The organism is Paracoccus sediminilitoris (assembly GCF_003259195.1).
Classification (GTDB): domain Bacteria; phylum Pseudomonadota; class Alphaproteobacteria; order Rhodobacterales; family Rhodobacteraceae; genus Paracoccus; species Paracoccus sediminilitoris.
Genome location: NZ_QJPK01000026.1, coordinates 39,201 through 50,698, shown reverse-complemented (window position 1 = coordinate 50,698; position 11,498 = coordinate 39,201). Strand labels below are relative to the sequence as shown.

Genomic DNA, 11,498 nt, shown 5'->3' with positions numbered 1-11,498 from the left:
CCCGCACCATCGACGTCCATGTCGGCCGCCTGCGCAAGGCACTGATGCAAAACGGCGGCGACAACCCGGTCCGAACCGTCCGCGGCACAGGATACGCCCTCGGCTAGGGTCGGGCATCATCGGTCCGACGCCGGGCAAGGTACTGTTCAGCGATCCAGCCGCGGAAGGCGATCAAGCGACAACGCGCCCGGTCCTTTGGCGACAAGCGCCAAGAAACATGTGGCCCAGAGGCCATGCGTCACCCAGGCCGACGGATAGACGAAAATCTGTATCACCGCCGTCATGCCCAACAAGTCCGCGGCGGACGCACGGGTCACGATGCCCAACGCCAGCGCCACGGAAAAGACATGCTCCGCCAAGGTGGCCAGAACAGCCGCCGCCGCGGCGATCAGCGGCAGGGCGTATTCGTTTTTGAACAACCACCATGTGCTGTCGGCAATGGCAAAACCATTGACCTTGGTGCGGGCCGAGGACCAGAACACCCATGCCGGGATCAGCAGGGCCAGCAGGGCCGGGACGGACCAAGGCAGGCGACCGGCAATGGCATTTCCCGCGACGATCAAGTGACTGATGCGGCCAAGGGCTTGGGCGCCATACGGTCTTGTTGTCATGATGTGCATGGTTCTTTCGCCTTTATGTGGGGTTCGGGGCCATGATCAGCCAATAATTCAGGATGGTCCCAACCGCATCGGCCGCAAGGTCCGGTCCGACGATGCTGCAGGCCAGTCCCAAGGGGGCACCATCACCCAAGCGGCCAGTGTCGCCGGCGGTGTCCTGAGAGATGCGCAGCACGACAGCATCGTCACCCCGTCGAAAGATCACCGCCGCATCTGGGATCGGTAGCAGGGGGACAAGGGAAGCGCCGGTTTGGTTCATCGCCCAGGTCGACACGATGGGGTGGCGTGACACGATCACGCGGACCGAAGAATGCAGTTCCAGGCTGATCGTTTCGCGGCCCGGGGCGAATGCGGTCGTCACCTCGGCCACCGATATCGGCAGGGCATCGGCGGCATGATAGGCTTCTACCGCAGCACTTCCAGACGGGCGATGTCTGCAAGGTAGGGGACCTTGGCTACCGGAGGAAAGGCCGCACAAAAGTCCGGAAATTCCGTGCCATATTCGTGCAGGATCGCCGATCGCGGGGGGTGGTGCGCAACGAAGATGCGCGCCGTGGCCTTGAAGAACGCCGTCCCCACAAGCCGCAACACGGTGGGGAACCGCCGTGCCAGCGCCTTACATGGAATGCGCGACAGTGTTGCGATAGACTGAAAAACGGCGCGCCAGATCCCCCACCGCCGTCACACCGGGCGGAACATCTAGCGAGGCGAGGCCTGCGCGGAATGCCGCTTCTGTTTCACGATGCTAGCGCATGGCCAGCCTCGCTGAGGATCGCCGCGGCACGGTTCGCTTCGGCCAGAAGGACCGGGAATTCCGTAACATTGTTGTCCCATTCGATCACTGTGGGCCGGGGCCCGCCGCGCGCCACCGTTTCGGCATATAAGGTCCAGACCGGATCCGCGACGGGCGATCCATGGTCGTCGATCAACAGCGGCCCCGAGGGCAGCTCTTCGGCGTCGTGACCGCCCAGAAGGATTTCGCCCCCGGCCTCCAGCGGAAATTCGGCCAGCTAGGCGCGGGGCCATGCTGTGATTGGTACAGCTGACAAAGACATTGTTGACGTCCAGCAGCAGCCCGCAACCCGTGCGGAGCACGATCAATCGACGGAAATCGGTTTCTGACAGAGTGGACGTCTGAAAGGTGACGTAGATGGAAGGATTTTCCAGACGCATCCGGCCACCAAGCATGTCCTGCACATGGTCAATGTGATTGCAGACAGTCGACAGCGTCCGATCGTCATAGGGCAGGTGCAGAAGATTGTTCAGGAACGCGCCGCCATGGCTGGACCAGGCAAGATGCTTGAAAAAGCTTTCGGGAGCGTACCGGCCGCACAGGCGCTTCATGCGTGCCAAGTGGTCGCGATCCAGGGGGCCGGAGCTGCCGATGGACAGACCGACCCCGTGGATCGACAGCGCATAGCAGTCGCGCAGCATCGCCAGCTGCGCATGGGGCAGTCCGCCATCGCCCATGTAGTTCTCGCCATGGACCGCGATGAACCCCAGTTCGTTCGGCGTGCTGCGCAGGTCCTCGTAATGAGAGCGCTTGAAGCCAATGCCACCGTATCGGGAAGCTGTGTCACGTCGCGTCTCCCTCTGGGCTGGACGGTTTGCCGCGCGACCTCGATCCGCCGCGCGGTGTCCGGGGCGGTTATGCCGGCAGATCACGCTCCAACGCGGTCAGCGACCCCATGCGCTCGGTGCCGTCGTCGGCGGTAGGTACGGCCATTTTCTCGCGGTTGCCGGCCGGAACAAGGGACCATGCGTTCCCCTGGTAATCGACGGTGGATGTGCCGGCACAGGTCGGTCCGGGGCGGGCGGCGCAGCCGTTCTCTCCGGCGGGTGCGACGCCGTAGCATTTTCCATATCCTGTGCGCTGGCACCGGTTGCAGCGGCGCAGGCGCCAAGAAGGGCGAGCGCAAGAATCGTGGTCTTGGTCATCATGATGAAAGCTCCCGTCAGTCAGTCGGTCACCCCCGTGGTGTCCGATGAAGGACAGTTCGCCGCAGCCGAGGGAAGCGTTACGCCGCATCCGATATTTTTTTGGAATGCCTCAGTTCAGTTTGGCGGCTGGTTGCAAGGCTTATCGCGCATGCCGGGCATCGCCTTCCATTAGGTGCTGTGCTCCTTTAATTTTACATAAGACGGATTATTAAAACATTATATGTAAGAGCAAAGTGAGATTGTCTCGAACCGGCAAAGTTGATTTGTCGCCTCTGCCCTGAAAGCTGACACTGCGCTGAGCTAAGCAGCATGGCACGAGGGTTTTCGACATGGGGCTTATCTTATCCTAATGAGCGAGCACGAGCTTCAACGCATTGAGGTGCTGGACGGCAGCCTGCGCAGCGTGACGGCGGCGAGCCAGCTGGGTCTCAGCCCGCGCCAGGTGCAGCGGTTGATCCGAGGAGTTCGTGCTGATGGTGCGATGGCTTTGCGCCACAAGCTGCGCTGCCGGCCGTCAAACAACCGCATCGGCGATCTGAAGCGCGATTACATCCTGTCGCTCATCCGCATCGACTATTCCGACTTGGGACCGACCTTGGCGGCCGAGACGCTGGCCGAGCGGCACGGCATCCGGGTCTCCTCGGAGACGCTGCGCAAATGGATGATCGCGGACGGGATCTGGCAAAGCCGATCACAAAGGCGCCGGGTGCATCAGCCCCGTATGCGGCGGGAAGCCTTGGGTGAGATGATCCAGATCGACGGCTCCGAGCATCGCTGGTTTGAGGACCGCGGCCCTGCCTGCACGCTGTTGGTGTTCATCGACGATGCCACGGGTGCGCTCATGCATCTGCGCTTCGTGCGCTCGGTGTCAACCGAGAGCTATTTCGCAGTCTTGGCGGATTATCTGCACGAGCATGGTCTGCCGGTGGCCTTTTATTCCGACAAGCACAGCGTTTTCCGCGTCAACAAGACAGAGGCCCGCATCGGGCACGGAATGACACAGTTCGGCCGCGCTTTGAGCGAACTGAACATCGAGATCCTATGTGCAAACAGTTCACAGGCCAAGGGCAGGGTGGAACTGGCGAACCGAACGTTGCAGGACCGGCTTTTCAAGGAATTGCGGCTGGCCGGGATCAGCGACATGGCGGCGAGCAACGCTTTCCTGCCCTGCTTCATCGCTCGGCACAACCTGCGCTTTGCCTATCCCCCTGCCCGGCCCGACAACCTGCATCGGCCATTCAATCTGCCGGCATCACGCCGCAGCGACATCCTCTGCGTTCGCGACCAGCGACGGGTCGGCGCGAGCTTGGTGGTGCATTACGAGCGCCGGAAGTTCATCCTCGAGGACAGCGATTATGCGCGCAGCGCGATTAGGCGCTATGTCGAGACCTACGCCTTGCTGACCGGCCGTTCGAGATCCGCTGGAAAGGCATCCCACTGCCCTACCGGATCTTCAACCCCAGCCAGCAGCGCGTGACCCACACCGCGATCACCGAGAACAAGCGCCTTGGCGACATGCTGGCCTTCATCGAGACGCAGCAGGACGCCGATCCTCCGCTGGTCGGCGCGGTCGGCAAGCAGCGCACCCGCTATACTCCCACGCGCAAGCGTGGCGGCGGCAGGATAAGCGGGCTTGAACGGCGTGCGGCTGAAGCGCAGGCCGCTGCACCGCCGCCAGCAGAATGACGACATGGGAGCCCAAAGCCGCCGGCCCCGCCCCTACGGCCCTTTGTGGAGAGAGCGGGCCGGGGCCGGCTCATCACACAGCCGCACCGGCAGCGATATTTCTAAATGGCGGAACACGCGACGTTTTAACTTGGTGACAACATTATATCTGAGTCCGAAGCGGAACTGTCGCCATCCGCCAAGCCGCATGCCTTTAGCCCTGGCCACCGATGCAAGGCCAGAAGATCGTGCGGTCAACTTCGGAAGCGGTATCGCGTCACCTCGCACCATGTCTGGTCGGGGCGCAGGATGGCGTCGGGGAACCCCTCGCGGTTCGGCGCATCGGGCCAGGCCTGCGTTTCCAGCGCCAACCCTGCATGGGGGCCATAGACGCGCTCTCCAATCCCCCGAACCCTATCGATATAGGCGCCGTCATAGAATTGCAGCCCGCAGGCCGTCGTTTCGATATGAAGGGTCAGGCCCGACTGTCCGGACAGCTGGGCCACCGGACGAAGGGGTTGCGGCGTGGTGGACAGGCAGAAATTATGGTCATACCCCGCTGAACCGATACGTCGCGGGGTCAGGAAATCGAAAGCGGTCCCAACGACCGGCGCGATCTGGCCCGTGGGGATCAGGTCGTCATCGACCGGCAGGTAATGGGCGGCCGCGATGGTCAGGTCGTGGTTGCGGATGTCGCCCGTCCCGTCCAGATCGAAGAAGCCATGATGCGCCAGGCTGCAGGGCGTCGGGGCGTCACTGCGGGCGAACAGGGTAAAGCATAGCGCCCCGTCGGCCAAGGCGATCTGGGCGGTAATCTCGATCCGGCCCGGAAAGCCCATATGCCCATCTTGCAGGTCCAGCGTCAGGGTCGCCCTGTCTTCGGCCAATGCCACGATCTGCCAGATCTGCAGGTCGCATCCGTCGGACCCGCCATGCAGCGTGTGCCTGCCGCGAAAATTCTGGTCCGTCCGGTAATCACGGCCGTCCAGTCTGAACCCTGCGCCGCCGATACGGTTCGCGAAACGCCCCACGATGGCCCCGAAATAGCGGCCGCCATCCAAATAATCCGCTAGGTCGGGGCAGCCCAGCACCAAGGGATGGTCCACGCCGTCCAAGCGCAAATCCTGTACGATGGCGCCAAGGGTCAGCATCTCTGCCCGCAGCCCGCCGCCGCGGAGGGTGAAGCGTTCAACGAGCCGTCCGTCGGGCAACAGCCCCGCATGCGCAGGCGTCATGCCAACCTCGTGCGTGAGAGTTTCAAAAGACCCTTCTGCAGGAGGATGAAGACCAGCAGCAGGATGCCGATGACGATCTTGGTCCACCAGCTGGACAGCGACCCGTCGAAGACGATGTAGGTCTGGATCAGCCCCATGGTCAAGACGCCGACCAGCGTGCCGAACATGTAGCCCGCGCCCCCGCTGAGCAGGGTGCCACCGATCACTACCGCCGCGATGGCGGTCAGTTCGGTTCCCACCGTGGCCAGCGAATAGCCCGATCCGGTATAGACCGAAAAGACGATCCCCGACAGCCCCGCCATCAGCCCCGAAAACCCATAGACCAGCATCGTCGTGCGCCCCTGTCTGACCCCCATCAGCCGTGCGGTCTGTTCGCCCCCGCCAAGCGCATAGACCGACAGGCCGAAACGGGTCCTGTGGGCGATGATCATTCCCGCGACGACGGTCAGGATCATCAGCACCCCGATCAGCGTCAGCCGTCCCTTGCCGGGCATCAGGTAATAGGCGGACTGCAGCGTCTTGAAGAACGGATGCTGGATCGGGACGGAATCGATCGACAGCATGTAGGCCGCGCCCCGTGCCAGGAACATTCCCGCCAGCGTCACGATGAAGGCGGGCATGGCCAAACGGTCGATCAGGAACCCCATGGCCGCGCCGAAGGCGGTTGTGATCGCCAACAGAATCGCGAAGACCACCAGCGGATGCAAGCCAGTATCGCGCAGCATCACGGCGATGAAGACGCCGGAAAAGGCGATGACGCTGCCTACCGACAGATCGATGCCACCTGACAGGATGACCAGCGTCATGCCCACCGCGACGATGCCCAGATAAGCGTTGTCGGTCAGCAGGTTGCCGATGACACGGGTCGACAGGATGTTGGGAAATTGCAGCCAGCATAGCAGATAGGCGATCAGGAAGATCGCGATGGTGGCGTAAAGTGGCAGCGCGCGGGTGTTCATCGGGCCTTCCCTTCCAGCCGTGCTTCGCGATCAACGCGGTGACTGTCGCGCCACAGGCGCCACTCGGCCGCGATGCGCGGCGATTGCAGGACCAGGATGACCAGCACCAGACCGGCCTTGATCACCAGGTTGTATTCCGACGGAAACCCGGCCAGCAGGATGCCCGTGTCGATGGTCTGAATGATCATCGCCCCGATCAGCGATGCGATGATGGAAAACCGACCCCCCAGCAGGGAATTGCCGCCGATCACCACCGCCAGAATGGCGTCCAGCTCCAGCCACAGGCCGGCATTGTTGGCATCCGCGCCGCGGATGTCGGCGGTCACCACGATCCCGGCCAGCGCCGCGCACAACCCCGAGGCCATATAGACCGCGATCAGCAGGACCGTCGCGTTCACCCCGGCCAGGGCGCTGGCGCGGCGGTTGATGCCGATGGATTCGATCAGCAGACCCAAGGCGGTGCGCCGCATCAGCAGCGCCACCCCTGCCCCGGTCAGCAGCCACAGCCAGGCCGGCACTGGCAGGCCCAGCAACGTCCCCGATCCGAACCAGGCAAAGCCCGGATCGGTAAAGGTCAGGATGCGACCTTCGGTGATCAGCTGCGCGATGCCACGACCCATCGTCATCAGGATCAGCGTTGCCACGAAAGGCTGGATGCCGATCACGGTGACCAGAACCCCGTTCCACAACCCCGCCGCCGCCCCGGTCAGCATCCCTGCGGCCAGCGCCGGGGCCATGCCCCAACCGCCCGCCAGCGCCGCAGCCGCGACCGCACCGCAGATCGCCATGATGGTGCCCACCGACAGGTCGATTCCGCGCGTGGCGATGACCAGCGTCATCCCCACGGCCAACAGCGCGACCGGCGCGCCGCGTTTGACCACATCGATCACCGGACCGACCAACCGCCCGTCGATGAACTGCACGGACAGAAAGCCCGGAAAGACGATGCTGACCAGCGCGATCAGCGCGACCAGGGCGATCAGCTGGGGGGCAATGCGTTTCAACAGGGTCATGCGACCTCTCCGCTGTCGGCGATGGCGCGCATGATCTCGTCGCCTCCAAGCCGCGTGCCTTTCAGTTCGGCCACGTGACGGCGGTCGCGGACCACGATGACCCGGTCAGCGACCGCCACCAGTTCGTCGATCTCGCTGCTGATGACGAGGACGGACATGCCGGCATCGGTCAGTTCACGGATCAGGCGCAGGATCTCGGCATGGGCGCCGACATCGATGCCGCGCGTGGGTTCGTCCAGGATCAGAAAGCGCGGGTTCATCGCCAACCAGCGCGCCAGGACGGCCTTTTGCTGATTGCCGCCCGAAAGCTCTCCGATCGGTTTCTCACGCCCCGAGGTGCGGATGTCCAGCCGGCGGATATAGTCGTCAGCCAGCCGGTTCTGTTCGGCCCGCGGGATCGGGCGTGCCCAACCGCGCTGCGCCTGCAGCCCCAGGATGATGTTTTCGCGGATCGACAGGTCGGGCACGATGCCATCGGTCTTGCGATCTTCGGGGGCAAAGCCAAAGCCTTGCGCGATGGCCGCGCGGGGGTTCGACAGATCCAGCTGACCATTGGCGTCGTGGGCCTTGCCGGTTTGCGCGGGCCGGACGCCGAACATCAGCTCGGCGGTTTCGGTCCGCCCCGAGCCCAGCAACCCGGCCAGCCCCACGACCTCGCCCTGCCCCACGGACAGATCGAAAGGCTCGATCACGCCGCGACGGCCGAAGCCCTGAAAACTCAACAACTCGGGGCGGACGCTTCCGGCGCCATCGGCGGCAGCGTCCCCGACCGCGTCCTCCAAGGCACGGCCCAGCATGTGTTCGATCAGCTGGACGCGGTCCAGATCGGCGGTGTCCAGCGTGGTGATCCGGCGGCCATTGCGCAGCACCGTCACGCGGTCGGTCAGATCGAAGACCTGATCCAGGAAATGCGACACGAAGACGATCCCCAGGCCCCTGTCGCGCAACCCGCGCACCACGTCGAAGACCATCTGCACCTCGGCCGCGTCCAGCGATGCTGTGGGTTCGTCCAGGATCAGCACCTTGCCCGACAGCGCCACGGCACGGGCAATGGCGATGATCTGCTGGATGGCCACCGAATAGCTGCCCAGATCGCGATCCACATCCAGGTCCAGCCCGTATTGGCGCAACATCGCCCGCGCCTCGGACCGCGTGGCACGGGCGTCGATCAGGCCGAACCGGCGCGGTTCGCGCCCGAACATCAGGTTCTGCGCCACCGTCAGGTTGGGCAGCAAGTTGACCTCCTGATAGACGGTGCCGATACCCAGATCCTGCGCCTCGACGGTCGATCGGGGGTCAATCTGCGCACCCTCCAGCGCGACCGTGCCGCCATCGCGGCGATAGGCCCCGGTCAGGCATTTGATCAGCGTGGATTTGCCCGCGCCGTTTTCGCCCAAAAGGGCGTGGACCTCGCCGGCGCGCAGGTCGAAATCGACCCCGTCCAGCGCCAGGGTTCCGGGGAAGGTCTTGGTCAGCGACCTGATCGACAACAGCATGGGATGGCCTTTCCGTCAGGGTCCGGGCCACGACCTGCGCGGCCCGGATATCGGCTTAATATCCCAGATCCTTGCGGCGATCATATTCGCCCTGCGGATCGTCGGATTGGGTATAAAGCTTGGATTCCGTCTGGATGAACTTTTCGGGCATGGTGCCGTCCTTCCAATAGGCTTCCAGCGCGTCGAAGGCAGGACCGGCCATGTTCGGCGTCAGTTCGACCGTGGCATTCGCCTCGCCCGCGGCCATCGCCTGGAACAGGTCCGGCACCGCGTCGATCGACACGACCAGGATGTCGGTACCCGGCTTCAGCCCGGCTTCCTTAATGGCCTGGATCGCGCCCACCGCCATGTCGTCGTTATGAGCATACAGCGCGCAGATATCCTTGCCGCCGTTTTCGGCCTGAAGGAAGCTCTCCATCACCTCCTTGCCCTGGGCACGGGTGAAATCGCCCGTCTGGCTGCGCACGATTTCCAGGTTGTCATGCCCCTTGATCGCGTTTTCAAAGCCGGTCTTGCGGTCGATGGCGGGACTGGAGCCGGTGGTGCCCTGCAATTCGACGATGCGGCATTCCTTGTCGCCGACGGTTTCGGCCAGCCACTGGCCCGCGACCTCGCCTTCGTGGACAAGGTTCGATCCGACGGCGGTCAGATACAGGTCGTCGCTGCTGTCCACCTGCCGGTCCAGCAAGACGACGGGGATTTCGGCTTCCTTGGCCTCCTCCAGAACCGAATCCCACCCCGTGGCCACGACCGGGGCCAGCAGGATGGCATCGACGCCCTGCGCGACAAAGGATCGGATCGCGGCGATCTGGTTTTCCTGCTTCTGCTGCGCGTCCGAGAATTGCAGCTGATAGCCGCGGTCCTCGGCCTGTTGCCTGGTCAGGGTGGTTTCGGCCGCGCGCCAACCGGATTCCGATCCGATCTGCGCAAAGCCCACCGTCTCGCCTTCGGCCATCGCGGCCGTTGCCGAAATCGCCAGCGCGGCGACGGTGCTCATCAGGGTCTTGGTCATGTTATCCTCCCTTGGGTTGATGACCTTGTTCGGGCTGTCCTCTCAGCCCGCGATATCCTCTGGCATGATGGCCGCGGGGATGTTCTGGAAGCAGACCGGGCGCAGGAAGCGACGGATCGCCAGCGTGCCGACCGATGTTGCGCCGAAATTCGTGCTGGCGGGCCAGGGGCCACTGTGGACCATCGCGTCGGCAACCTCGACCCCGGTCGGAAAGCCGTTGGCCAGGATGCGGCCCGCCTTGCGTTCCAACACCGGCAGCAGGCCCTTGGCCAGTTCGGAATCCCCGTCATCCATGTGCAGCGTTGCGGTCAGCTGGCCTGCAAAACTGCGCGCCAACGCGACCATCTGGTCGTCGTCCTTTGCTGTCACGATCAGGCCCAGGGGGCCAAAGACTTCCTCGGACAGGGCATGGTTGGCCTGCCAGTCGTCACCCGCGACCATATAGAGCCGTGGCAGCGCCCGGCGATCGTCGCAGGTCTGGGTCAGCAGATCGCGCACGCCCGGCTGATCCCTGATCTTGTCGGCACCCTTGGAATAAGCAGCGGCGATGCCTTGGGTCAGCATCACCTGGGCACCCGTTTCGCGCAGCGCGGCCAGCGTGGCGTCGGCAAATGCCCCGGCCTGATCCTGCCGGACCACGGCGATGCCGGGATTGGTGCAGAACTGGCCCGCGCCCATCGTCAGCGACCCAGCCCAACCCTTGGCCAATTCGCCACCGCGCGCCGACATCGCCTGCGGCAGCATGAACATCGGGTTCACCGACCCAAGTTCGCCAAAGAAGGGGATCGGTTCGGGACGTGCCGCGCACAAATCGTAAAGCGCCCGCCCGGCTCCAAGGCTGCCGGTAAAGCCCACCGCCTTGATCAGCGGATGCCGGACCAACGCCTGCCCGACCTCATGCGTGTCGCCGTGGATAAAGCTGAAGGTGCCCGCCGGCATGCCGCAGCGCCGGATGGCGGCATCGATCGCCTCGGCCACGATCTGGCCGGTGCCGGGATGGGCCGGGTGTCCCTTGACGACCACCGTGCAGCCCGCCGCCAGCGCGGATGCCGTGTCGCCCCCCGCCGTGGAAAAGGCCAGCGGGAAATTCGACGCGCCAAAGACCGCGACTGGCCCGATGGGGCGCTGGATCATCCGCAGGTCGGGGCGCGGCAGGGGCTGGCGGTCGGGCAGTGCCGCATCGTGGCGGCGGTCCAGATAGGCGCCGTCGCGGATATGGTCCGCGAACAGCCGCAGCTGACCTGTCGTGCGGCCCCGTTCGCCCTGCAACCGTGCCGACGGCAGGCCGCTTTCTTGGGTGCCGATCAGGGTAATGTCCTCGGCGCGGGCCTCGATCTCGTCGGCGATGGCATCAAGGAAGGCGGCGCGATCCGCGCGGCTGGTATTGGCATAGGTCCAGAAGGCGTCTTCAGCAGCCTCGCAGGCTTGATCGACAAGATCGACCGTCCCCGAAGCAAAGCGGTGCGACGGGCCTTCTGCGGGGTCCGAGGAAAACTGCGCATCACCCCCGACCCATTCGCCACGGATCAGATGTTTGCCAGACGGGGTATAGGTCATGTT

12 protein-coding genes and 3 pseudogenes are annotated in these 11,498 nt (G+C 64.2%); 3 read left to right on the top strand and 12 right to left on the bottom strand.

Annotation, left to right across the window (positions count from 1 at the left end):
- Positions 1-107 (top strand): winged helix-turn-helix domain-containing protein (locus DKT70_RS15195; protein WP_199559622.1); only part of this gene is annotated, 107 nt, incomplete at its 5' end.
- A 39-nt stretch (positions 108-146) separates the two neighbouring features.
- On the opposite strand, the gene DKT70_RS15190 is transcribed toward DKT70_RS15195, so the two are convergent.
- From DKT70_RS15190 to DKT70_RS15170, 6 genes and pseudogenes are all read right to left on the bottom strand, one after another.
- Positions 147-611 carry a DoxX family protein gene (locus DKT70_RS15190; RefSeq protein ID WP_111559937.1) on the bottom strand — a complete coding sequence of 155 codons (465 nt, stop codon included), beginning with the start codon at positions 609-611 and terminating at the stop codon, positions 147-149.
- 22 nt (positions 612-633) lie between these two features.
- Entirely contained in the window at positions 634-978 is a 345-nt protein-coding gene (locus tag DKT70_RS15185) for a hypothetical protein (protein ID WP_146612653.1), read from the bottom strand.
- A gap of 44 nt (positions 979-1,022) precedes the next feature.
- Positions 1,023-1,229: an HvfC/BufC family peptide modification chaperone gene (locus tag DKT70_RS18840; RefSeq protein ID WP_407672221.1), complete on the bottom strand. Its 207-nt coding sequence runs from the start codon at positions 1,227-1,229 to the stop codon at positions 1,023-1,025.
- A 125-nt stretch (positions 1,230-1,354) separates the two neighbouring features.
- A complete protein-coding gene (locus DKT70_RS18775; RefSeq protein WP_325048046.1) occupies positions 1,355-1,588 on the bottom strand; it encodes a multinuclear nonheme iron-dependent oxidase in 234 nt (77 codons plus the stop codon).
- A gap of 103 nt (positions 1,589-1,691) precedes the next feature.
- Positions 1,692-2,282 (bottom strand): annotated as a pseudogene (locus DKT70_RS18770) (multinuclear nonheme iron-dependent oxidase); the annotation flags it as partial.
- A pseudogene (locus DKT70_RS15170) lies at positions 2,266-2,555 on the bottom strand (BufA1 family periplasmic bufferin-type metallophore). The pseudogenes DKT70_RS18770 and DKT70_RS15170, both read right to left, overlap by 17 nt.
- On the opposite strand from DKT70_RS15170, the gene DKT70_RS18235 reads away from it, so the two are divergent.
- Both DKT70_RS18235 and DKT70_RS15165 read left to right on the top strand, forming a co-directional pair.
- Positions 2,548-2,730, top strand: a complete 183-nt coding sequence (locus DKT70_RS18235) for a hypothetical protein (protein WP_199559623.1) — start codon at positions 2,548-2,550, stop codon at positions 2,728-2,730. The pseudogene DKT70_RS15170 and the gene DKT70_RS18235 overlap by 8 nt on opposite strands.
- Positions 2,731-2,907: 177 nt before the next feature.
- Positions 2,908-4,244, top strand: a pseudogene (locus DKT70_RS15165) (ISNCY family transposase).
- A gap of 233 nt (positions 4,245-4,477) precedes the next feature.
- On the opposite strand, the gene DKT70_RS15160 reads toward DKT70_RS15165, so the two are convergent.
- From DKT70_RS15160 to DKT70_RS15135, 6 genes are read right to left on the bottom strand one after another with little or no spacing between them, the layout of a single operon-like run.
- On the bottom strand, positions 4,478-5,458 hold the full coding sequence (locus DKT70_RS15160; RefSeq protein WP_111559929.1) for an aldose epimerase family protein: 981 nt from the start codon (positions 5,456-5,458) through the stop codon (positions 4,478-4,480).
- Positions 5,455-6,417 carry a galactofuranose ABC transporter, permease protein YjfF gene (gene yjfF / locus DKT70_RS15155; protein WP_111559928.1) on the bottom strand — a complete coding sequence of 321 codons (963 nt, stop codon included), beginning with the start codon at positions 6,415-6,417 and terminating at the stop codon, positions 5,455-5,457. The genes DKT70_RS15160 and yjfF overlap by 4 nt, the downstream gene beginning before the upstream one ends.
- Complete coding sequence (locus DKT70_RS15150) at positions 6,414-7,430, bottom strand: ABC transporter permease (protein WP_111559927.1); 1,017 nt, start codon at positions 7,428-7,430, stop codon at positions 6,414-6,416. Before DKT70_RS15150 ends, yjfF begins: the two co-directional genes overlap by 4 nt.
- On the bottom strand, positions 7,427-8,926 hold the full coding sequence (locus DKT70_RS15145) for a sugar ABC transporter ATP-binding protein (protein WP_111559926.1): 1,500 nt from the start codon (positions 8,924-8,926) through the stop codon (positions 7,427-7,429). Before DKT70_RS15145 ends, DKT70_RS15150 begins: the two co-directional genes overlap by 4 nt.
- Before the next feature lie 55 nt (positions 8,927-8,981).
- Positions 8,982-9,938: a galactofuranose ABC transporter, galactofuranose-binding protein YtfQ gene (gene ytfQ / locus DKT70_RS15140; protein ID WP_111559925.1), complete on the bottom strand. Its 957-nt coding sequence runs from the start codon at positions 9,936-9,938 to the stop codon at positions 8,982-8,984.
- Positions 9,939-9,980: 42 nt separating this feature from the next.
- The gene (locus DKT70_RS15135) at positions 9,981-11,495 is read right to left on the bottom strand and encodes an aldehyde dehydrogenase (NADP(+)) (protein ID WP_111559924.1); all 1,515 of its coding nucleotides are present in this window, start codon (positions 11,493-11,495) and stop codon (positions 9,981-9,983) included.
- Between the last annotated feature and the right edge of the window lie 3 nt (positions 11,496-11,498).